15 protein-coding genes, 3 rRNA genes and 3 riboswitches are annotated in these 22,538 nt (G+C 49.3%); all 18 genes read left to right on the plus strand.

Translation table 11 applies throughout. From position 1 onward, the window contains the following. Positions 1 to 8 precede the first annotated feature (8 nt). Positions 9 to 959: an AAA family ATPase gene (locus AUC31_RS03075; RefSeq protein ID WP_058381421.1), complete on the plus strand. Its 951-nt coding sequence runs from the start codon at positions 9 to 11 to the stop codon at positions 957 to 959. 35 nt (positions 960 to 994) lie between these two features. Next, positions 995 to 2,170 carry a DUF58 domain-containing protein gene (locus AUC31_RS03080; RefSeq protein ID WP_237150743.1) on the plus strand — a complete coding sequence of 392 codons (1,176 nt, stop codon included), beginning with the start codon at positions 995 to 997 and terminating at the stop codon, positions 2,168 to 2,170. Continuing rightward, positions 2,167 to 4,353, plus strand: a complete 2,187-nt coding sequence (locus tag AUC31_RS03085) for a transglutaminase TgpA family protein (RefSeq protein WP_058381419.1) — start codon at positions 2,167 to 2,169, stop codon at positions 4,351 to 4,353. Before AUC31_RS03080 ends, AUC31_RS03085 begins: the two co-directional genes overlap by 4 nt. Before the next feature lie 31 nt (positions 4,354 to 4,384). Beyond that, positions 4,385 to 4,486, plus strand: a riboswitch (purine riboswitch). A 126-nt stretch (positions 4,487 to 4,612) separates the two neighbouring features. After that, positions 4,613 to 6,151, plus strand: coding sequence for a glutamine-hydrolyzing GMP synthase (gene guaA / locus AUC31_RS03090; RefSeq protein WP_058381418.1), 1,539 nt, complete (start codon positions 4,613 to 4,615; stop codon positions 6,149 to 6,151). A gap of 114 nt (positions 6,152 to 6,265) precedes the next feature. Then, positions 6,266 to 6,367: riboswitch (purine riboswitch) on the plus strand. A 110-nt stretch (positions 6,368 to 6,477) separates the two neighbouring features. Beyond that, positions 6,478 to 7,815, plus strand: coding sequence for an NCS2 family permease (locus AUC31_RS03095; protein ID WP_058381417.1), 1,338 nt, complete (start codon positions 6,478 to 6,480; stop codon positions 7,813 to 7,815). A 477-nt stretch (positions 7,816 to 8,292) separates the two neighbouring features. Further along, positions 8,293 to 9,843 (plus strand): 16S ribosomal RNA (locus AUC31_RS03100). Between the two features lie 187 nt (positions 9,844 to 10,030). After that, positions 10,031 to 12,963 (plus strand): 23S ribosomal RNA (locus AUC31_RS03105). Positions 12,964 to 13,027: 64 nt separating this feature from the next. Next, a 5S ribosomal RNA gene (gene rrf, locus AUC31_RS03110) occupies positions 13,028 to 13,143 on the plus strand. The 16S, 23S and 5S rRNA genes sit together here, the layout of an rRNA operon. Before the next feature lie 173 nt (positions 13,144 to 13,316). Then, a complete protein-coding gene (locus tag AUC31_RS03115) occupies positions 13,317 to 13,838 on the plus strand; it encodes a DUF2179 domain-containing protein (RefSeq protein ID WP_058383677.1) in 522 nt (173 codons plus the stop codon). After that, on the plus strand, positions 13,835 to 14,023 hold the full coding sequence (locus AUC31_RS03120; RefSeq protein ID WP_058381416.1) for an NETI motif-containing protein: 189 nt from the start codon (positions 13,835 to 13,837) through the stop codon (positions 14,021 to 14,023). Before AUC31_RS03115 ends, AUC31_RS03120 begins: the two co-directional genes overlap by 4 nt. A gap of 85 nt (positions 14,024 to 14,108) precedes the next feature. Continuing rightward, a riboswitch (purine riboswitch) is annotated at positions 14,109 to 14,209 on the plus strand. A gap of 136 nt (positions 14,210 to 14,345) precedes the next feature. Continuing rightward, positions 14,346 to 14,834, plus strand: a complete 489-nt coding sequence (gene purE, locus AUC31_RS03125) for a 5-(carboxyamino)imidazole ribonucleotide mutase (protein ID WP_058381415.1) — start codon at positions 14,346 to 14,348, stop codon at positions 14,832 to 14,834. Beyond that, a complete protein-coding gene (gene purK / locus AUC31_RS03130) occupies positions 14,831 to 15,955 on the plus strand; it encodes a 5-(carboxyamino)imidazole ribonucleotide synthase (RefSeq protein ID WP_058381414.1) in 1,125 nt (374 codons plus the stop codon). The genes purE and purK overlap by 4 nt, the downstream gene beginning before the upstream one ends. Before the next feature lie 16 nt (positions 15,956 to 15,971). Next, on the plus strand, positions 15,972 to 17,267 hold the full coding sequence (gene purB, locus AUC31_RS03135; protein WP_058381413.1) for an adenylosuccinate lyase: 1,296 nt from the start codon (positions 15,972 to 15,974) through the stop codon (positions 17,265 to 17,267). Positions 17,268 to 17,282: 15 nt separating this feature from the next. Next, entirely contained in the window at positions 17,283 to 17,996 is a 714-nt protein-coding gene (gene purC, locus AUC31_RS03140; protein ID WP_058381412.1) for a phosphoribosylaminoimidazolesuccinocarboxamide synthase, read from the plus strand. Then, positions 17,996 to 18,250: a phosphoribosylformylglycinamidine synthase subunit PurS gene (purS, locus tag AUC31_RS03145; RefSeq protein ID WP_058381411.1), complete on the plus strand. Its 255-nt coding sequence runs from the start codon at positions 17,996 to 17,998 to the stop codon at positions 18,248 to 18,250. The genes purC and purS overlap by 1 nt, the downstream gene beginning before the upstream one ends. Then, the gene (gene purQ / locus AUC31_RS03150) at positions 18,247 to 18,930 is read left to right on the plus strand and encodes a phosphoribosylformylglycinamidine synthase subunit PurQ (RefSeq protein WP_058381410.1); all 684 of its coding nucleotides are present in this window, start codon (positions 18,247 to 18,249) and stop codon (positions 18,928 to 18,930) included. The genes purS and purQ overlap by 4 nt, the downstream gene beginning before the upstream one ends. Beyond that, positions 18,914 to 21,139, plus strand: coding sequence for a phosphoribosylformylglycinamidine synthase subunit PurL (gene purL / locus AUC31_RS03155; protein WP_058381409.1), 2,226 nt, complete (start codon positions 18,914 to 18,916; stop codon positions 21,137 to 21,139). Before purQ ends, purL begins: the two co-directional genes overlap by 17 nt. Beyond that, complete coding sequence (gene purF, locus AUC31_RS03160; RefSeq protein WP_058381408.1) at positions 21,115 to 22,536, plus strand: amidophosphoribosyltransferase; 1,422 nt, start codon at positions 21,115 to 21,117, stop codon at positions 22,534 to 22,536. The genes purL and purF overlap by 25 nt, the downstream gene beginning before the upstream one ends. The last annotated feature ends 2 nt before the right edge of the window (positions 22,537 to 22,538 follow it).

Here is a 22,538-nt window from a genome sequence, read left to right on the forward strand (position 1 = left end):
GAACTGATATGAAAGCGACAGAACGATTAGGAAAAGTCATAGATAATATCGAAAAAGTGATTATCGGAAAACGCGAAATCGCCGAGTTGAGTCTGGTCGCTTTGTTATCGCATGGCCATGTTTTGCTTGAAGATGTTCCGGGCGTCGGCAAGACGATGCTTGTCCGGGCGCTGGCAAAATCAGTCGGGGCGGATTTCAAACGTATCCAGTTCACCCCGGACTTATTGCCTTCAGACGTAGTAGGCGTTTCCATCTATAACCCGAAAGACATGCAATTCCATTTCCGCCCTGGCCCGATCATGGGCAATATCGTCTTAGCGGATGAAATCAACCGGACGTCACCGAAAACGCAGTCCGCATTATTGGAAGCAATGGAAGAGGCGTCAGTTACGACAGATGGCGTGACGATGCAGATCCCGAAACCATTTTTCGTCATGGCGACACAAAACCCGATTGAATATGAAGGAACCTATCCATTGCCGGAAGCGCAATTGGACCGCTTTCTACTGAGAGTGAAAATGGGATACCCGACGAGGGAAGAAGAAATTGAAGTATTGACCCGTTCCCAGTCGATTCCGCCGATTGAAGAGCTTGAATCAGTGCTGACGCTCGAAGAATTGCTCAAATTGCAGGAAGAAGTGCGGACGATTCGCGTGGATGATACGATTCGTACTTATATCGTAGAATTGGCAACCCAGACCCGCCGCGATTCTTATGTCTATCTTGGTGTCAGCCCGCGCGGCTCGATTGCTTTGATGAAAGCGGCACAAGCCTATGCCATGCTCAAAGGGCGTGATTATGTCACTCCGGACGATATCCAGTATTTGGCGAAATTCGTCTTTGGCCACCGCATTATGCTTCGTTCGGAAGCCCGCTATGACGGCATTACAGCAGAAGAATTGACAGAGCGCATCATTGCCAAGACGCGTGTTCCTGTTCAAAGGCTTGTGAATCAATGAAGCGGTTCAAACAAATTTTGGGTTCTTCGGGCAGGATGATATTTGTGCTCATCCTGCTTTTTTTGACTTTTTCGTTCGCCATGTTTCAAGGCGGCTTTGTCAGTTGGTTCATTTTCTACGTATCTGTTCCTTTCATTCTTTATTCTGTCTTGTTGTCGTTCTATCCATTGCGGAATTTGCGCACAGAACGGGTAGTCCATACCCCGCGAGTGCGGAGCGGCCATCGCTTTTCGGCCACTGTCACCGTGCGGCGGGCGTTTCCGTTCCCGTTGCTTTACACCGTCCTCGAGGAACAGGCACAATCTGCACGGCTTAAAGTCCGCATGGCCGATACAGGCCGCCAGCTGCTGCTTCCTGGATTTCGCCGTGAATTTTCCTGGACTTATGAAATCGGAGAAATGCCAAGAGGCGAACACGTGTTAGAAGGTGTCACGGTAGAAACCGCCGATTTTTTCGGGTGGGTTAGAAAACGCCAGCTGCTGCCAGCCCGCCAGTCCGTCCTGGTTTATCCGAACACTGTTGACATGATGTACCGCCCAATCGGTTCCAGTTTTGATCAAGGCTCGATCGCGGCGCCATTTACTTTAGTGAAAGATACTACGATGGCGAGTGGTATCCGCGATTATCAGCCGGGAGACCGGGTCTCGTGGATACACTGGAAATCGTTTGCACGAACGCAGACGATGCGCACGAAAGAATTCGAAGACCGTCAATCGCAAGATTTGTTCTTGCTTGATGACCGTTCCCCATCCAAAAGCTTCGAAATTCAAGTCGAATTGATTGCCTCGATCCTTACTTCTGTCGTGGCATCTCATGCCAGTGTCGCTTATTTATCTGCCGGTACACCGCGCGCCTTTTTCCCGTTGATCCAAAGCGATGAACAATTGCAGCGTGCGCTCTATCATTTGGCGAAAGTCCAGGATGATTTGGACCGGCCGATTGAAGCGGTTGTCGGACAGGATTTGAAGCAAGTCCGAGTGTCGAGCCTAGTCTATGTAACGGGTTCGTTGTCACGTGAAATGGTCGATGAAATCCGCCGGAACGTAACGAGTTTGAGCCAGTGTTTATGCCTGGTAGTGAGAGAAGCAGGCCAGTCGGTCACCCCGGAAGACGAAAAAAACCATCAATATGCAAGGTCCAAAGGGTTCCATGTGAAAGTTATCGGGCCAGAGAATTTCGCTTCGGCGTTTATGGAGGCGAACCGTTCATGACATCCATCAGAAAAAACAAAGTATTTATGGGTTTATTGTATATATTGGTCTTTCTCCTGTTGTCTGAATGGCTGCGCCCAGTTATCGAATTAACCGCAACCGGCCATCACCGGCTGTTTTTGGCTTTCGTGGCATTGGGTCTCGTGATGGCATTCTTTGACATTCCGTGGTGGATCACCGGTCCCTTGAAGTTGTTCTATATTCTGTGGTTTATCGTCTATGTCTACACAGGAAATCTCTTCTTTACAGCAGAAAGTATAGGGTTTGTCTTAGAGCAGGCGAGCATCAGCTTATCGGCGCTCTTTAGCCAAGATTGGCAGGCAACCACTGATGTATTTCGGACCGTTCTGTTCTTTGCGCTGTTGTGGATGGCTATCTATCTAATCCATTATTGGGTCAGTTTCCGCCTTAGCATCTTCTTATTCTATCTTTTGACGGTCATTTTCGTTGCTGTTCTGGATACATTCAGTCCTTATTCGGGCGATGCAGCGATTGTCCGTATCATGGTCATCGGCTTATTGCTAGCGGGCTTATTGCATTTGGCCAGATGGATGGAACGCCACGGCGCAGCAGCGAAAACAGATAAACTGCTGGTCTTCTCGATTCCCTTATTACTACTGTTGGTCGCTTCGACCGCACTTGCGTTTTACCTGCCGAAAGCAGAGCCAATTTGGCCGGATCCTGTTCCGTACATCACCTCTTATTCCGGGAAAGGCGGCGTCGGTGAAGGGGGCGTCGGGCGTATCGGTTATGGCGTTGATGATTCACAACTCGGCGGCTCTTTTGTCTCTGATGATACAACTGTCTTCAGGGCGGAAGTCGAAGAAGGCCAATATTGGAAAGTTGAAGTGAAAGATGTCTATACGACAAAGGGATGGGAGCTTTCGGAAGAAGATGCACAAGAGCAGCTTTACCAAAACGGCGATGAAGTTACGACAGATTTTCCGCCGGAAGGCGAGGAACGTTCTTCTGCCTTAGTGGACATGCAGCTGCCGTTTCCGTTCGTTCTCTATCCTTATGGCACTGCTTCTTTCTTAATGGAAGAAACGCTGGAGTATCGCTACGATTCAATTCAGCAGCGCTTCGACACATTGCAGGAGAATGCCGCTTTTGAACCGGATGTCTATGAAGTGTTCTACAGCGAACCTTCCTATAGCCTGACGGCGCTGCGTGAAACAGATACAGAAGATCTGTCTGAACTGCCGCCGGAATACGACCGCTACTTGCAATTGCCTGATGAATTGCCTGAGCGGGTTGGGGAACTGGCGGAAGAAATCGCTGCCGGGTCAGATACTGTTTACGGCCAAGCGCAGGCGGTCGAACGTTATTTCGGCACCAATGGCTTTGAATACAGTCAAAGCGACATCGCGGTTCCAGCGGAAGACCAAGATTATGTTGATCAATTCCTTTTTGAAACGCAGCGCGGGTATTGCGATAATTTCTCAACCTCGATGGTCGTCTTGTTGCGTTCATTGGATATTCCAGCACGCTGGGTGAAAGGCTTCAATGAAGGAGAAGTCATCGATACAGTGGATGGCTACGACGTGTACGAAGTTACCAATAATAACGCGCATTCTTGGGTAGAAGCTTATATGCCAGGCGTGGGCTGGATGATGTTCGAGCCAACCATCGGCTTTACCGGTGCTTCGTCCATTGATTTCGATTTGGACATCGATACGTCCGAACCGGAAGAAGAGGAGATGCCGGACCGCCCTGAACCCGAACCTGAAGCACAGCCTGAACAACCGGACGCCGACGCAGGGGCGAATGCCGGACCGACAGCAGGTGAGCGTTTCCTTGCGTTTGTCTCCGAACAGGCAGGCAAGCTCATCGCCGCAACAATTGGTTTGCTGCTGCTCGTGTTCATGCTATTTAAAATCCGCAAGAAATGGTTGCCCAAAGTGCTGATTCCGTATTACCGCCGGAAAGAGGGGAGCGCGGAAACCTTTGAAAAAGCCTATTTGCGGCTCCTAAAGCAACTGGAACTTTATGGAATAAAACGGGCGCCAGGCCAGACATTGCGTTCATACGCCGAATACGTCGATTCATTCTTTGGAACGAAAGAGATGACGGAATTGACCGCAGCGTACGAAAAATCCGTTTACGGCGGGGACGCCGAATCAGTCGACTGGCCGAAACTGAAGGAAAGTTGGGAAAATTTAATCAATCGGACAAGCGGTTGATTTTGAAAACACTAGCCTGTACAATTGAGAAAATTATAGAATACAGTGCCCTCATATATGTCCGATGATACGGTTCGGATGTCTCTACCAAGTCACCGGAAATGACTTGACTATGAAGGCGGATGACGCATGCTTATTTGCATGCGCATTCGTCTTTTTAACGTAGAGGACAAGAACGCGAGGAGTAATTTTTTCGCGTTCTTTTTTATATTGTGGCCTGAATCGAATAGAAGAGGTGAAGGATTTGCCAGTCAGCCCTATGTTAAAGGAACAGAAAAAAATCGTCGTCTTGGATTTCGGCAGCCAATACAACCAATTGATCACGCGCCGCATCCGTGAAATCGGTGTCTATAGCGAACTCCATCCGCACACGATTACCGCGACAGAAATCAAAGAAATGAACGCAACGGGAATCATCTTCTCAGGCGGACCGAATTCCGTCTATGACGAAAATGCATTCTCCATCGATCCGGAAATTTTTGAAATGGGACTGCCGATACTCGGCATCTGCTACGGCATGCAATTGATGGCGCTTCGTATGGAAGGGAAAGTTGAAAAAGCTTCCAACCGCGAATACGGAAAAGCCGAATTGACCTTGACGAAAGAAAGCTCCATTTTCAAAGATGTGCCAGAAGAACAAGTCGTCTGGATGAGCCATGGTGACCTCGTCACAGCAGCGCCTCCTGGATTTGACGTCATCGCGACTAGCCCGGGCTGCCCGATTGCAGCAATGGCAAACGAAGAGCGTAAACTATACGGCGTCCAGTACCATCCGGAAGTCCGCCATTCCGTTTACGGAAACGAAATGCTGCGCCAGTTCGTCTTCGATGTCTGCGGCATGAAAGACGAATGGTCGATGGAAAACTACATCGAATTGGAAATCGCGAAAATTCGCGAGCAAGTGGGCGACAAGAAAGTCCTTTGCGCACTAAGCGGCGGCGTCGATTCTTCAGTTGTTGCTGTCTTGATCCACAAAGCAATCGGCGATCAATTGACGTGCATGTTCGTAGACCATGGCTTGCTCCGTAAAGGGGAAGCGGAAAGCGTCATGAAAACCTTCGCCGACGGTTTCCACATGAACGTCATCAAGATCGATGCCCGCGAGCGCTTCATGAAAAAACTTGAAGGTGTCAGCGATCCTGAACAGAAACGCAAAATCATCGGCAATGAATTCATCTATGTGTTCGACGATGAAGCAGAGAAACTAAAAGGCATGGACTTCCTTGCCCAAGGCACACTCTATACAGATATTATCGAAAGTGGCACAACGACTGCCCAAACAATCAAATCCCACCACAACGTGGGCGGATTGCCGGAAGATATGCAATTCGAATTGATCGAACCGCTCAACACTTTGTTCAAAGATGAAGTGCGTGCACTCGGCACCGAGCTTGGCATGCCGGATGAAATTGTTTGGCGCCAGCCATTCCCAGGCCCTGGCCTCGGCATTCGCATCATGGGAGCTGTCACGGAAGAAAAACTTGAAATCGTCCGCGAATCGGATTGGATTTTGCGCGATGAAATCAAAAAAGCCGGCCTTGATCGCGACGTCTGGCAATACTTCACGGTGCTTCCGGATATCCGCAGCGTCGGCGTCATGGGCGATGCCCGCACATACGATTATGCAATCGGTATCCGCGCAGTTACTTCAATCGACGGCATGACATCAGATTGGGCGCGTATCCCATGGGATGTGCTCGAGAAAATCAGCGTTCGTCTTGTCAACGAAGTAGATCACATCAATCGCGTATTGTACGATATTACGAGCAAGCCACCTGCAACTATCGAGTGGGAATAGAAACAAACGGCTGCCATTAGCAGCCGTTTTTCTATTTCACGAACTTTCAGTTAAAAAAAGAGATAATTGTTCGTGTTTCGTCTTGTTTTTCCATACCTATCGTGGTATTCTATAAATGAAATTAAATAAGCTTGTCGTATAAATTCAGGAATATGGCCTGAGAGTCTCTACCGGTTCACCGTAAATGATCCGACTACGATTTTTTGTCCGCCTTATAAAATAGGCGGACTCTCTGTTTTCGGACGGGGATAATCGGACGCATACGGCAAATCGCTGCATGCGTTTTTTTGCGTAGACTTATACAAAAGCACACGGAGGAATTATGCATGAAGAAGTATTTTCAATTTGAAGAACTTGGAACAAACTACCGTCAGGAATTTATCGGCGGTTTAACCACATTCTTGGCAATGGCTTATATCTTGGTGGTCAACCCGTTGACGCTGACCATGGACTCGATTCCTGATTTGGATCCTGCCCTTCGTATGGATTACGGAGCAGTATTTATGGCCACGGCTTTAGCAGCCGCTATCGGCAGCTTATTAATGGGAATCGTCGCTAAATACCCGCTTGCTCTAGCGCCGGGGATGGGGCTCAACGCTTTCTTCTCCTATACAGTTGTTCTTACGTACGGAGTGCCTTGGCAAACTGCATTGACCGGGGTGCTGGTTTCCGGATTGATTTTTATTCTGCTGACTTTGTCAGGCATTCGTGAAACAATCATCAACGCCATACCGGCTCAACTGAAATATGCAGTGGGTGCCGGAATCGGACTTTACATCACGTTTATCGGTCTCCAGAATGCGGGGATCGTTGTAGGCAATCCCGATACGCTTGTTGGACTTGGCGATTTGACGACCGGTTCAGCTCTTCTCGCGATTTTCGGATTATTCATCACTGTGATCATGATGGTCCGCGGAGTGAAGGGTGGGATTTTCTTTGGAATCTTAATCGCTGCCGTAGTCGGGATGATCTTCCAAGTAGTCAGCTTGCCGACTGCTATCATCGATTTGAATGTCCCAAGCCTCGCGCCGACATTCGGTGTTGCGCTTGAACCGATCTTCAACGACCCAGGTTCATTGATGACCATTCAGTTCCTTGTCATTGTGCTAACGTTTTTGTTTGTAGACTTTTTTGATACAGCTGGAACGTTGGTGGCAGTAGCGAACCAAGCAGGTTTAATGAAAGATAATAAATTACCGCGCGCTGGAAAAGCTTTACTCGCGGATTCAATCGCGACAGTAAGTGGAGCGATCTTCGGGACGTCTACAACAACTTCGTACATCGAGTCGACAGCCGGTGTGGCGGCTGGAGCACGTTCCGGTTTTGCTTCAGTAGTTACAGGGATTCTCTTCTTGGTGGCAATTCTTTTCTATCCGTTGTTATCAGTCATCACCAGTGCAGTAACTGCACCAGCGTTAATCATCGTCGGAGTCTTGATGGTGTCGGCTCTTGGCCAGATCGAATGGGGCAAATTTGAAATTGCTGTTCCAGCATTTCTCACAATGATTGCGATGCCGCTCGGGTATAGTATCGCAACCGGGATTGCAATCGGATTCATCTTCTATCCCATCACGATGATGGTCGCGGGAAGAAGAAAAGAAATCCATCCTATCATGTATGGACTGTTTGTTATCTTCGTTTTGTATTTTATATTCCTTGCTTAATAGAGAAGCTGTCGACATATGTCGGCGGCTTTTTTTTATGTCTAAAAGAAATCGTTCTTCTATATAGTAGGAAACCCATTTAAATGAATTGGTGATTAGTAGATCATTTATGATTATTTTTCTATTTACATACACTAATATTAACGATTGGTGAAGGAGGAAAGTATTTGTATGAAAGGAAATGAGCTCCTTTCAAAACTGTAATAATTTTTTAGTTGAATATTGAGAATATTACGTTATAATAAGAAGTGTAAAAGTTTCTCGTAAAAGCTTGACGGGATTTTTCTAGCGTGCTATATTAGTCAAGTCGCCAAGAGAGGCGCACAACATGAACCTTGAAAACTGAACAGCAAAACGTCAACAATACAGCCGCGAGTGATCGTGGCAAACTTACTGATCAGCTTCGGCAGATCAAGCGAATCGCGCGTCTTTTAGACGGCGATACGCCAGCAACTATTGAGCAATCAATACTACTCTATAATGGAGAGTTTGATCCTGGCTCAGGACGAACGCTGGCGGCGTGCCTAATACATGCAAGTCGAGCGGAGATAGTGGAGCTTGCTCCATTATCTTAGCGGCGGACGGGTGAGTAACACGTGGGCAACCTGCCCTGCAGATCGGGATAACTCCGGGAAACCGGTGCTAATACCGAATAGTTTGCGGCCTCTCATGAGGCTGCACGGAAAGACGGTTTCGGCTGTCACTGCAGGATGGGCCCGCGGCGCATTAGCTAGTTGGTGAGGTAACGGCTCACCAAGGCCACGATGCGTAGCCGACCTGAGAGGGTGATCGGCCACACTGGGACTGAGACACGGCCCAGACTCCTACGGGAGGCAGCAGTAGGGAATCTTCCGCAATGGACGAAAGTCTGACGGAGCAACGCCGCGTGAGTGAAGAAGGTTTTCGGATCGTAAAACTCTGTTGTGAGGGAAGAACAAGTACCAAGTAACTACTGGTACCTTGACGGTACCTCACCAGAAAGCCACGGCTAACTACGTGCCAGCAGCCGCGGTAATACGTAGGTGGCAAGCGTTGTCCGGAATTATTGGGCGTAAAGCGCGCGCAGGCGGTCCTTTAAGTCTGATGTGAAAGCCCACGGCTCAACCGTGGAGGGTCATTGGAAACTGGGGGACTTGAGTGCAGAAGAGGAAAGTGGAATTCCACGTGTAGCGGTGAAATGCGTAGAGATGTGGAGGAACACCAGTGGCGAAGGCGACTTTCTGGTCTGTAACTGACGCTGAGGCGCGAAAGCGTGGGGAGCAAACAGGATTAGATACCCTGGTAGTCCACGCCGTAAACGATGAGTGCTAAGTGTTAGGGGGTTTCCGCCCCTTAGTGCTGCAGCTAACGCATTAAGCACTCCGCCTGGGGAGTACGGCCGCAAGGCTGAAACTCAAAGGAATTGACGGGGGCCCGCACAAGCGGTGGAGCATGTGGTTTAATTCGAAGCAACGCGAAGAACCTTACCAGGTCTTGACATCCCGCTGACCGCCTAGGAGACTAGGCTTTCCCTTCGGGGACAGCGGTGACAGGTGGTGCATGGTTGTCGTCAGCTCGTGTCGTGAGATGTTGGGTTAAGTCCCGCAACGAGCGCAACCCTTGATCTTAGTTGCCAGCATTCAGTTGGGCACTCTAAGGTGACTGCCGGTGACAAACCGGAGGAAGGTGGGGATGACGTCAAATCATCATGCCCCTTATGACCTGGGCTACACACGTGCTACAATGGACGGTACAAAGGGTTGCAAACCCGCGAGGGGGAGCCAATCCCAGAAAACCGTTCTCAGTTCGGATTGCAGGCTGCAACTCGCCTGCATGAAGCCGGAATCGCTAGTAATCGCGGATCAGCATGCCGCGGTGAATACGTTCCCGGGCCTTGTACACACCGCCCGTCACACCACGAGAGTTTGTAACACCCGAAGTCGGTGGGGTAACCCTTACGGGAGCCAGCCGCCGAAGGTGGGACAGATGATTGGGGTGAAGTCGTAACAAGGTAGCCGTATCGGAAGGTGCGGCTGGATCACCTCCTTTCTAAGGATTATATCGGAACCGATCTTCGGATCGGGTTGACGTTTTGCGTTCAGTTTTGAAGGTTCACTCCGCAAGGATTGACTTTCAAACTTGTTCTTTGAAAACTGGATAGATCGACATTGATTAAGAAACAAGCATCAAGTAGCGTGATCGCTTTGCGATCAACTTATTTTTTTTGACCCTCAGTGGTTAAGTTAATAAGGGCGCACGGTGGATGCCTTGGCACTAGGAGCCGAAGAAGGACGGCACTAACACCGATATGCCTCGGGGAGCTGTAAGTGAGCTGTGATCCGGGGATTTCCGAATGGGGAAACCCACTGTTCGTAATGGAGCAGTATCCATGTGTGAATACATAGCACATGAGAAGGCAGACTCAGGGAACTGAAACATCTAAGTACCTGAAGGAAGAGAAAGCAAATGCGATTCCCCAAGTAGCGGCGAGCGAAACGGGATCAGCCCAAACCAGAAGGCTTGCCTTCTGGGGTTGTAGGACACTCTATACGGAGTTACAAAGGAACGGATTAAGCGAAGCGACCTGGAACGGTCCGCAAGATAGGGTAATAGCCCCGTAGCTGAAAGTTCGTTCCCTCCAGAGTGGATCCTGAGTACGGCGGAACACGAGAAATTCCGTCGGAATCCGGGAGGACCATCTCCCAAGGCTAAATACTCCCTAGTGACCGATAGTGAACCAGTACCGTGAGGGAAAGGTGAAAAGCACCCCGGAAGGGGAGTGAAATAGATCCTGAAACCGTGTGCCTACAAGTAGTTAGAGCCCGTTAATGGGTGATAGCGTGCCTTTTGTAGAATGAACCGGCGAGTTACGATTGCATGCAAGGTTAAGGTGAGAAGCCGGAGCCGCAGCGAAAGCGAGTCTGAATAGGGCGAGTGAGTATGCAGTTGTAGACCCGAAACCAGGTGATCTACCCATGTCCAGGGTGAAGGTAAGGTAACACTTACTGGAGGCCCGAACCCACGCACGTTGAAAAGTGCGGGGATGAGGTGTGGGTAGCGGAGAAATTCCAATCGAACCTGGAGATAGCTGGTTCTCTCCGAAATAGCTTTAGGGCTAGCCTCAAGATAAGAATCCTGGAGGTAGAGCACTGTTTGGACTAGGGGCCCATCCCGGGTTACCGAATTCAGACAAACTCCGAATGCCAGTGATTTATGCTTGGGAGTCAGACTGCGAGTGATAAGATCCGTAGTCAAGAGGGAAACAGCCCAGACCACCAGCTAAGGTCCCCAAATATCCGTTAAGTGGAAAAGGATGTGGCGTTGCTTAGACAACCAGGATGTTGGCTTAGAAGCAGCCATCATTTAAAGAGTGCGTAATAGCTCACTGGTCGAGTGACACTGCGCCGAAAATGTACCGGGGCTAAACGGATTACCGAAGCTGTGGATGGACATCGTAGATGTCCGTGGTAGGAGAGCGTTCTAAGGGCGTTGAAGTCAGACCGGAAGGACTGGTGGAGCGCTTAGAAGTGAGAATGCCGGTATGAGTAACGAAAGACGGGTGAGAATCCCGTCCACCGAATGCCTAAGGTTTCCTGAGGAAGGCTCGTCCGCTCAGGGTTAGTCGGGACCTAAGTCGAGGCCGATAGGCGTAGACGATGGACAACAGGTTGATATTCCTGTACCACCTCCCCGCCGTTTGAGCAATGGGGGGACGCAGAAGGATAGGGTGAGCGTGCCGTTGGTTGTGCACGTCCAAGTTGTGAGATGAGAAACGAGGCAAATCCCGTTTCTATACAACATCAAGCAGTGATGGCAAGAGGTTTACCTCAGAGTCCCTGATTTCACACTGCCAAGAAAAGCCTCTAGCGAGGCGGGAGGTGCCCGTACCGCAAACCGACACAGGTAGGCGAGAAGAGAATTCTAAGGTGAGCGAGTGAACTCTCGTTAAGGAACTCGGCAAAATGACCCCGTAACTTCGGGAGAAGGGGTGCTCTGGTAGGGTGTTACAGCCCGAGAGAGCCGCAGTGAATAGGCCCAGGCGACTGTTTAGCAAAAACACAGGTCTCTGCAAAACCGTAAGGTGACGTATAGGGGCTGACGCCTGCCCGGTGCTGGAAGGTTAAGGGGAGTGCTTAGCGCAAGCGAAGGTGCGAACCGAAGCCCCAGTAAACGGCGGCCGTAACTATAACGGTCCTAAGGTAGCGAAATTCCTTGTCGGGTAAGTTCCGACCCGCACGAAAGGCGTAACGATCTGGGCACTGTCTCAACGAGAGACTCGGTGAAATTATAGTACCTGTGAAGATGCAGGTTACCCGCGACAGGACGGAAAGACCCCGTGGAGCTTTACTGTAGCCTGATATTGAATTTTGGTGCAACTTGTACAGGATAGGTAGGAGCCAGAGAACCCGGAGCGCCAGCTTCGGGGGAGGCGTCGGTGGGATACTACCCTGGTTGTATTGAACTTCTAACCCACAAGCCTTAGCGGCTTGGGAGACAGTGTCAGGCGGGCAGTTTGACTGGGGCGGTCGCCTCCTAAAGAGTAACGGAGGCGCTCAAAGGTTCCCTCAGAATGGTTGGAAATCATTCGCAGAGTGTAAAGGCACAAGGGAGCTTGACTGCGAGACGGACAGGTCGAGCAGGGTCGAAAGACGGACTTAGTGATCCGGTGGTTCCGCATGGAAGGGCCATCGCTCAACGGATAAAAGCTACCCCGGGGATAACAGGCTTATCTCCCCCAAGAGTCCACATCGACGGGGAGGTTTGGCACCTCGATGTCGGCTCATCGCATCCTGGGGCTGTAGTCGGTCCCAAGGGTTGGGCTGTTCGCCCATTAAAGCGGTACGCGAGCTGGGTTCAGAACGTCGTGAGACAGTTCGGTCCCTATCCGTCGCGGGCGCAGGAAATTTGAGAGGAGCTGTCCTTAGTACGAGAGGACCGGGATGGACACACCGCTGGTGTACCAGTTGTTCTGCCAAGAGCATCGCTGGGTAGCTATGTGTGGCCGGGATAAGTGCTGAAAGCATCTAAGCACGAAGCCCCCCTCAAGATGAGATTTCCCATTGCGCAAGCAAGTAAGATCCCTCAAAGACGATGAGGTAGATAGGTTCGGGGTGGAAGCGTGGCGACACGTGCAGCTGACGAATACTAATCGATCGAGGACTTAACCAACAAACTGAAACGCAAGTTTCCCCAATGTCGATTTATCCAGTTTTGAGCGAACAAGCTCGACAAGTCCAGTGATGATGGCAAAGAGGCCACACCCGTTCCCATCCCGAACACGGAAGTTAAGCTCTTTTGCGCCGATGGTAGTTGGGGGTTTCCCCCTGTGAGAGTAGGACGTCGCTGGGCAAATAGAAAGGCCGTTACCGGTTCATTCCGGTGGCGGTCTTTTTTTCTTTGAAATCATTTTTATTTTTGCTGAAACAAGGCCTATTCCCTCTTGCATTCGTACTTTGATTGACCTAATATGAAATTTAATTGCGAAGGAAAGGGTGCAGAAATTGGATATTAATCCGTGGTTAATGGTTCTCATTATATTTTCAATCAATATAGTCTATGTCACCTTCTTTACTGTGCGAATGATTATGACACTCAAAGGCTTCCGTTATTTAGCGGCGCTTGTCAGCATGGTGGAAGTGGTCATATATATAGTAGGGCTCGGCTTGGTGCTAGATAATTTAGATCAGATACAGAACTTGGTCGCTTATGCGATTGGTTATGGATCTGGGGTTGTGATCGGTTCTAAAATCGAAGAGAAAATGGCGTTAGGATATATAACGGTCAATGTTATTAGCAACGATGAAAGTGATTATCTCCCGCGGAAGTTGCGTGAAAAAGGCTACGGTGTAACCGATTGGGATGCGAACGGAAGAGATGGCGGCAGGCAGGCTATGCAGATCTTGACTCCTCGGAAGATGGAATTGAAATTATACAAAACCATCCAGGAAATAGATCCTAAAGCCTTTATTATCGCTTATGAACCGAAAACGATTCATGGTGGATTCTGGGTAAAACAAGTGAAAAGAGGTAGATTATTTAAATGAGTAAAAAGACAATCTGGTTCGAAGTGCAGGAACACGAGACAATGGAAGACTGCCTGAACCGAATGAAACAAGAGGGGTACATGGCTGTGGGGCGAAAAGAAGAGCCTCTATTTGAAGAAATTAACGGAGAGCCTGTACCTGTGCGCCAGATTATCAAGTTTAAAGGGAATAAAATCGAAAAATAGCAGATGATGGGTAAAAAACACGAACGTTGAAAGGGAGCTTTTATTTATTGTTCGACTTTATCGTTGACGCACTTGCGCCATCTTGTTATGATTAATAAGGAAACCCCATATATGCAGAAGAATTGGCTTCTGCGTCTCTACCAGGACACCGTAAATGTCTGGACTATGCGGGAAAGCAACTTATGGTACTTATAACGGAGGATGTGCTTTTTTATGCCATCACGTATGTTTTCGTTGAATCAAAGTCCTTAAGTAAACTGCTTTTCACGTCATGTGAGCAGTTTATTTGAGGGCTTTTTACTTTTGAAAGAGAGGTTATTGAATGAATCCGCGAATTGGCATTATTATGGGAAGTTCGAGTGATTGGGAAACGATGAAACATGCATGCGAGGTTCTAGATGAACTGAAGATCGGCTATGAAAAAAAAGTGATATCAGCCCATCGGACGCCGGATTTGATGTTCAGTTATGCAGAGGAAGCACGCAGTAAAGGTTTGCATGTGATCATTGCAGGAGCTGGCGGTGCTGCTCATTTGCCGGGAATGGTCGCGGCAAAAACAACTTTACCGGTTATCGGCGTTCCAGTTCAGTCTAAAGCCTTGAACGGGATGGATTCATTATTGTCGATTGTTCAGATGCCCGGTGGGGTGCCGGTTGCAACTGTAGCGATTGGGAAAGCCGGCGCGATTAATGCGGGACTCCTGGCTGCCCAAATTCTTGGAACGGTCGATAAAGAAGCAGCACAAGCTTTGGAAGATAGACGCAAGCGGACTGCGGAAGCCGTGTTGGAAAGTTCAGGTGATTTGGTATGACAAGAACGATTTTACCTGGACAGACGATTGGTATTATCGGCGGCGGGCAGTTAGGCCGCATGATGGCGCTGGCAGCCAAGGAAGCAGGATTTAAGATTGCGGTTTTGGATCCAGGCATGGATTCACCGACCGGACAAGTGGCCGATATTCAGATCGTGGCCCCATTCAATGATTCGGAAGCGTTGGAAGAATTGGCAGAAGTAAGTGATGTGATCACTTATGAGTTCGAAAATATTGATGTGGACGGACTTCGCCATTTAGCTGAAATCGCTTATGTGCCTCAAGGAGCTGAGTTGATCGGCGTCACACAGAACCGGATTTTTGAGAAGAAGGAAATTCGGGAAGCCGGAGTGCCGATAGCGAATTATATAGAAGCTTCTACATTTGAAGAGTTGAAAAGCCGGATTGAAACTTTGGATTATCCCTTTGTCGTTAAAACGGCTAGAGGTGGATATGACGGCAAAGGCCAGCAAATTGTGGAGAATGCAGACCAGTTATCAGAGGCGGAAGACCTGTTCCAGAACGGGGATTGTGTCGCGGAAGCGTTTATCGATTTCACGATGGAGATATCGGTTGTGATCCAGCGCAATACTTTAGGTGAAACGGCTATATTACCGATTGGGGAGAATATCCATAAACACCATATTCTTCATCAGACAATCGTCCCTGCAAGAGTTGGCGAGGAAACGCTGACAAAAGCGAAAAAGGCGGCAGAAGCAATTGCTGAACATCTACAGATGGTCGGAACACTTGCGGTTGAAATGTTCGTTTTGCCAGATGGAGAGATTCTCGTCAATGAACTGGCACCGCGCCCTCATAACTCAGGGCATTATTCAATTGAAGCGACGAACATTTCGCAGTTCCACCAGCACATCCGCGCCATTTGCGGATGGCCGTTAAGAGAGCCGAAGCTTTGGAGTTCTGCTGTCATGGTCAATGTGCTCGGAGAACATGTAGCGCCGCTCACGACGAAAATCGCACATTATCCGGACTGGTCGATTCATTTATACGGCAAGGACGAAGCGAAACATAAACGTAAAATGGGGCATGTGACCATTTTGACGGAAGACATAGATCGAACATTAAACGAAATCGACGCATCCGGCATTTGGCCGGAATAATTGGAGGATATAGATTATGATCGCACGTTATACACGCCCGGAGATGGGTGCCATTTGGACAGAAGAAAACAAATACCAAGCATGGTTGGAAGTAGAAATCCTTGCATGTGAAGCTTGGGCAGAAATCGGCGATATCCCGAAAGAAGATGTAGCCAAAATCCGTGAGAATGCAGGGTTTTCAGTCGATCGAATTCTAGAAATTGAAGAAGAAACGCGCCATGACGTTGTTGCTTTCACGCGTGCGGTTTCCGAGACACTTGGGGAAGAGCGTAAATGGGTGCATTACGGATTGACGTCAACAGATGTTGTCGATACGGCACTTTCTTATCTGTTGAAGCAGGCGAATGAAATCCTGCGCAAAGATTTGACGAACTTCATCGATATTTTAGCGGTGAAAGCGAAAGAGCATAAAATGACGGTCATGATGGGCCGTACACACGGTGTTCATGCAGAGCCAACGACATTCGGTTTGAAACTCGCGCTTTGGCACGAGGAAATGAAGCGAAATTTGGAGCGTTTTGAAGCAGCAGCGAAATCGATCGAAACAGGCAAAATGTCTGGTGCGGTTGGAACGTATGCGAATATCGATCCTTTTGTTGAAGAATATGTATGCAAGAACTTAGGAATTGCCGCATCACGCATTTCCACACAGACTTTGCAGCGCGACCGCCATGCGCAGTATATGAGCACACTCGCATTGATCGCTTCATCCATCGAGAAATTCGCGACAGAAATCCGCGGTTTGCAGAAGTCCGAAACGCGTGAAGTGGAAGAGTTTTTCGCCAAAGGGCAAAAAGGATCATCGGCAATGCCGCATAAACGCAACCCGATAGGTTCTGAAAACATGACAGGCCTTGCACGCCTTATCCGCGGTTATATGATGACGGCTTATGAGAACGTCTCATTATGGCACGAACGCGATATCTCGCATTCATCTGCTGAACGCGTCATCTTACCGGATGCGACAATTGCCTTGAACTATATGCTCAACCGTTTCGGCAATATCGTCAAAAACTTGACTGTGTTCCCGGATAACATGAAGCGCAATATGGATTCGACGCTCGGCCTTATTTATTCTCAGCGTGTGCTTCTGACATTGATCGACAAAGGAATGGCGCGTGAAGCCGCATACGATACCGTTCAGCCGTGCGCGATGGAAGCTTGGGAAACGCAGACTTCGTTCCGTAAAGTCGTGGAAGCGAACGAGACAATCACTTCACAGCTGACGAAAGAAGAGCTGGATGATTGCTTTGATTACAACCACCACTTACAGCAAGTCGATATGATCTTCAACCGTCTCGAATTAAATTAAACGGAGGCATCAATCATGGAAAAAGCTCAGCTATTGTATGAAGGAAAAGCGAAACGCCTGTATAAAACGGACGAGCAAGGCATTCTTTGGGTGGAATATAAAGACTCCGCCACTGCATTCAACGGAGAGAAGAAAGAAGAGATTTCAGGCAAAGGACGCTTGAACAATCAAATCACCTCTTTGCTGTTTGAGAAATTAAAAGCAAACGGCATCGCTTCCCATTTTGTGAAGCAGTTGTCCGATAGCGAGCAATTGGTGCGCGAAGTGAGCATCGTACCTATTGAAGTAGTGGTCCGCAATATCGTCGCCGGCAGCATGGCAAAACGCCTCGGTCTCGATGAAGGCCAAGTGATCGAAAAGCCGGTCGTGGAGTTTTACTTGAAAGATGATGCGTTCGGCGATCCGTTGATTACGGATGACCATGTCGCCATGCTTGAACTTGCGACAGAGCAGGAAGTAGCGGTCTTGAAAGACAAAGCGCGGAAGATCAATGATATATTGATTGGCTTTTTTCAGGAAATCGGTGTCGATTTAGTCGATTTCAAGATTGAATTTGGCCGTGATGAAAACGGTGAAATCCTATTGGCAGATGAAATTTCACCTGATACGTGCCGCCTATGGGATAAGGAAACGAAACAGAAACTCGATAAAGACGTATTTCGCCGGAACCTCGGCAATTTGACGGATGCTTATGAACTCATTTTATCTCGACTGGGAGGACAAAACTGATGAAAAAAGTAAAAGTGTATGTGACATTGCGTGAAAGTGTACTCGATCCACAAGGTTCCGCGGTGATGGGATCGCTCCATAAGATGGGCTATGATGAGGTCCAGGATGTCCGGATCGGTAAATACCTGGAACTGGTCATTGGGGATAGCGAACGTGATGTCGATGCGTTAGTCGATGAATTGTGCAACCGGATGCTTGCGAATACGGTGATTGAAGATTACAGGTACGAAATCGAGGAGGTTGTCTCGCAATGAAATTCGCAGTGATTGTTTTCCCAGGGTCGAATTGTGACTTGGACATGTACCACGCCATCAAGGATGAACTTGGAGAAGAAGCGGAATATGTCTGGCATGATACGCATGACTTAAGCGGTTATGACGGAATCTTGCTTCCAGGTGGTTTCTCATACGGGGATTATTTGCGCGCAGGAGCGATTGCCCGTTTTTCAGGTGTCATGGACGAAGTGCGCAAAGCAGCAGAAGAAGGGAAACCGGTTCTCGGCATCTGCAATGGATTCCAGATCCTGACAGAAGCCGGCTTGCTTCCGGGTATGCTGATGCGCAATAAAGACTTGAAGTTCACTTGCCGTACAGTCAACTTAAAAGTAGAGAACGCCCACACTTTGTTTACGAATGAATACAAAGAAGGCGAAGAAATCCGTATTCCAGTCGCTCACGGGGAAGGCAATTATTATTGCGACGATGCGACATACCAGCATTTGAAAGACAATAATCAAATCGTTTTCACATACGCAGAAGATTTTAACGGCAGCCGCAATAACATTGCCGGCATCATCAACGAACGCGGCAACGTGCTTGGCATGATGCCGCATCCGGAACGTGCGGTTTCCGACTTGATTGGCGGAACGGACGGCTTGCCATTATTCAGATCAATCGTCAAACAGTGGAGGGAATCACATGTCAGTCACGCTTGAGCCGAACACACAACAGATCAAAGAACAGAAAATCTACAAACAAATGGGCTTATCGGACGCCGAGTTCCAAATGGTCGAAGACATCCTGGGCAGAACGCCGAATTACACAGAAACCGGTTTGTTTTCTGTCATGTGGTCTGAACATTGTTCTTATAAAAATTCCAAGCCGGTCCTATCAAAATTCCCGACTAAAGGCGACCACGTGTTGCAGGGTCCAGGAGAAGGCGCGGGCATCGTCGATATCGGCGATGGCCAGGCAGCTGTATTCAAAATGGAATCCCATAACCATCCATCGGCCATTGAACCTTACCAAGGAGCAGCGACAGGTGTCGGCGGCATCATCCGCGACGTGTTCTCGATGGGCGCTCGTCCGATCGCGCTATTGAACTCCTTGCGATTCGGGGAACTTGAAACACCGCGCGTCAAATATTTGTTCGAGGAAGTGGTCGCAGGCATCGCCGGCTACGGCAATTGCATCGGCATTCCGACGGTCGGAGGCGAAGTGCAGTTTGATGCATCGTACGATGGCAACCCGCTTGTCAATGCGATGTGCGTCGGCTTGATCGACCATAAAGATATCCAAAAAGGCGTCGCTAAAGGAACCGGCAATCCGGTTATGTACGTCGGAGCTAAAACAGGCCGCGACGGCATCCACGGCGCGACATTTGCTTCAGAAGAGTTGACGGACGCATCCGATGAAAAACGCCCGGCTGTTCAAGTGGGCGATCCGTTCATGGAGAAATTGCTCCTTGAAGCTTGCCTGGAACTCGTGAAATCCGATGCGCTCATCGGTATACAAGATATGGGTGCTGCAGGACTCACTTCATCTTCAGCAGAAATGGCGTCAAAAGCCGGATCCGGCATCGAAATGGATTTGGATCATGTGCCGCAGCGCGAAACGGGTATGACGGCTTACGAAATGATGTTATCTGAATCCCAGGAACGCATGCTCATCGTTGTCAAACAAGGGCGCGAACCGGAAATCGTCGAGTTGTTCGAAAAATACGGCCTGGATGCCGTGACAGTCGGACGGGTAACGGACGATTCCACATTACGCTTGAAGCATAAAGGCGAAATCGTTGCAGAAGTGCCGGTCGACGCACTGGCAGAAGATGCGCCAGTCTATCACCAAAAATCGAGCGTGCCGGAATATTACCGCGAATTCCAAAGCTTGCCGAACGAAGAGCCGGAAGTGGAAGACCATCAGTCAACACTTTTGGCGCTCTTGCAGCAGCCGACCATCGCTTCAAAAGAATGGGTTTATAATCAATACGATCACCAAGTGCGTACTAGCACAGTCGTCTCGCCTGGCTCTGACGCTGCGGTAATCCGTGTGCGCGGAACGAATAAAGGCCTTGCGATGACAACGGATTGCAACTCTCGTTATATTTACCTTGACCCAGAAACAGGCGGCAAGATCGCTGTCGCAGAAGCGGCGCGTAACGTCGTCGTCTCAGGCGGGCGCCCGCTTGCGATCACCGATTGCCTGAACTTCGGAAACCCGGAAAAACCTGAGATTTTCTGGCAGCTTGAAAAAGCGGCTGACGGCATGTCGGCAGCTTGCCTTCAATTGAACGCACCAGTTATTGGCGGAAACGTCTCTTTATATAATGAAACAAACGGTACAGCGATTTACCCGACGCCGACAATCGGACTTGTCGGGCTTGTCGAAGATTTGAAGCATGTCACGACGCAAGATGCGAAAAAGCAAGGCGATTTCGTCTATCTTGTCGGCGGCAGCATGACAGAATTCGGCGGCAGCGAATTGCAGAAAATGGTAGAAGGCCGTATTTTTGGAAAAGCGCCATCTATCGATTTGGACGTCGAAGCACAACGCCAATCCGCTATCCTTACTGCCATTCAGCAAGGCTTAGTCCAGTCGGCTCATGACGTAGCGGAAGGCGGCGTCGCTGTCGCTTTGGCTGAGAAGACTTTCGGCAACGGGCTTGGCGTAAACGTAAGCCTAGCCGGTTCCAAGACGACTGCTTTATTCAGTGAAACACAATCGCGCTTTTTGCTCACGGTATCGCCTGAGCAAGCACAAGCATTCGAGGATACAGTGAAAGATGCACGGAAAATCGGTGAAGTCACGGGTGATCGCATGATCGTCAAAGGGGAAGACGGAGCCGTATGGATCGATGAATCGGTCGAAACGCTCCGCTCCGCCTGGAAAGGGGCTATACCATGCTTGCTGAAATCAGAGGCTTAAACGAAGAATGCGGGATTTTTGGCATTTGGGGCCACACCAACGCAGCGCAACTTACGTATTATGGGCTTCATGCTTTGCAGCACCGCGGCCAAGAAGGCGCAGGAATCGTTTCGACTGATGGAGAGGCTTTACGCGCATTAAAAGGCGAAGGCATGGTCAGTGAAGTGTTCACTCCAGAGAAATTGGAGAAGATCACCGGTACTGCAGCCATCGGCCATGTCCGCTATGCAACAGCAGGCGGCAGCGGCATTGAAAATGTCCAGCCTTTGCTGTTCAATTCGACGACAGGAAGCCTGGCAATTTCGCATAACGGCAATTTGGTCAATGCAACGCAATTAAAAGGGCATTTGGAGCGCCAAGGCAGCATCTTCCAAACGACATCGGATACGGAAGTGCTCGCACACTTGATCAAGCGCAGCGGTTATGAAAGCTTTGAAGAAAAAGCGAAAAACGCCTTGTCGCTATTGAAAGGCGCGTTTGCATGCTTAGTCTTGACGGAAGAGGCCATGTTTGTGGCGCTCGATCCGAACGGCTTGCGTCCCTTATCCGTTGGGAAAATGGGGGATGCTTGGGTTGTCGCTTCTGAGACTTGCGCATTCGATATTGTCGGTGCAGAGTTTGTGCATTCTGTCGAACCGGGTGAATTCTTGATTATCAACGATGATGGCATGCGCAAGGAACGTTTTGCGTATCCGGAAGAACGCTCGATCTGTACGATGGAGTATGTCTATTTCTCCCGTCCGGACTCGGATATCGATGGCATCAATATCCATTCGGCGAGAAAACGTCTCGGCAAGCAATTGGCAAAAGAAGTCCACATCGAAGCGGACGTTGTCACGGGTGTGCCGGATTCCAGTATTTCCGCAGCGATCGGTTTTTCTGAGCAAAGCGGGATTCCTTACGAACTCGGGTTGATCAAAAACCGTTATGTTGGGCGGACGTTCATCCAGCCTTCACAGGAAATGCGCGAGCGCGGCGTCAAGATGAAGTTGTCTCCAGTGCGCCAAGTGGTCAACGGCAAACGCGTCGTCATGGTCGATGATTCGATTGTCCGCGGCACCACTTCCCGCCGCATCGTCGCTTTATTGAAAGAAGCGGGCGCAACGGAAGTCCACGTCGTCATCAGTTCGCCGCCGATCAAGAACCCTTGTTTTTACGGCATCGATATCAGCACATCCGGCGAATTGATCGCCGCGAACAATACAGTAGAAGAAATGCGTGAAATCATCGGTGCGGATTCGCTGACGTTTTTGTCGGTCGATGGCATGGTCCAAAACATCGGACGCACCGACCCAGGCTCGAAATGCGGCCATTGCTTGGCTTGTTTCACTGGCGAATATCCAACGAATATCTATCCGGATACCGTCTTGCCGCATGAAAAAGAAAAAGTGAAATAGGG

The sequence above is a fragment of the Planococcus rifietoensis genome (assembly GCF_001465795.2).
GTDB classification, from domain to species: Bacteria; Bacillota; Bacilli; order Bacillales_A; family Planococcaceae; genus Planococcus; species Planococcus rifietoensis.

Coding starts and splice junctions, on each gene's coding strand:
- AUC31_RS03075 (WP_058381421.1), top strand. CDS start 9: ATGAAAGCGACAGAACGATTAGGAAAAGTCATAGATAATATCGAAAAA.
- AUC31_RS03080 (WP_237150743.1), top strand. CDS start 995: ATGATATTTGTGCTCATCCTGCTTTTTTTGACTTTTTCGTTCGCCATG.
- AUC31_RS03085 (WP_058381419.1), top strand. CDS start 2,167: ATGACATCCATCAGAAAAAACAAAGTATTTATGGGTTTATTGTATATA.
- guaA (WP_058381418.1), top strand. CDS start 4,613: ATGTTAAAGGAACAGAAAAAAATCGTCGTCTTGGATTTCGGCAGCCAA.
- AUC31_RS03095 (WP_058381417.1), top strand. CDS start 6,478: ATGAAGAAGTATTTTCAATTTGAAGAACTTGGAACAAACTACCGTCAG.
- AUC31_RS03115 (WP_058383677.1), top strand. CDS start 13,317: ATGGTTCTCATTATATTTTCAATCAATATAGTCTATGTCACCTTCTTT.
- AUC31_RS03120 (WP_058381416.1), top strand. CDS start 13,835: ATGAGTAAAAAGACAATCTGGTTCGAAGTGCAGGAACACGAGACAATG.
- purE (WP_058381415.1), top strand. CDS start 14,346: ATGAATCCGCGAATTGGCATTATTATGGGAAGTTCGAGTGATTGGGAA.
- purK (WP_058381414.1), top strand. CDS start 14,831: ATGACAAGAACGATTTTACCTGGACAGACGATTGGTATTATCGGCGGC.
- purB (WP_058381413.1), top strand. CDS start 15,972: ATGATCGCACGTTATACACGCCCGGAGATGGGTGCCATTTGGACAGAA.
- purC (WP_058381412.1), top strand. CDS start 17,283: ATGGAAAAAGCTCAGCTATTGTATGAAGGAAAAGCGAAACGCCTGTAT.
- purS (WP_058381411.1), top strand. CDS start 17,996: ATGAAAAAAGTAAAAGTGTATGTGACATTGCGTGAAAGTGTACTCGAT.
- purQ (WP_058381410.1), top strand. CDS start 18,247: ATGAAATTCGCAGTGATTGTTTTCCCAGGGTCGAATTGTGACTTGGAC.
- purL (WP_058381409.1), top strand. CDS start 18,914: ATGTCAGTCACGCTTGAGCCGAACACACAACAGATCAAAGAACAGAAA.
- purF (WP_058381408.1), top strand. CDS start 21,115: ATGCTTGCTGAAATCAGAGGCTTAAACGAAGAATGCGGGATTTTTGGC.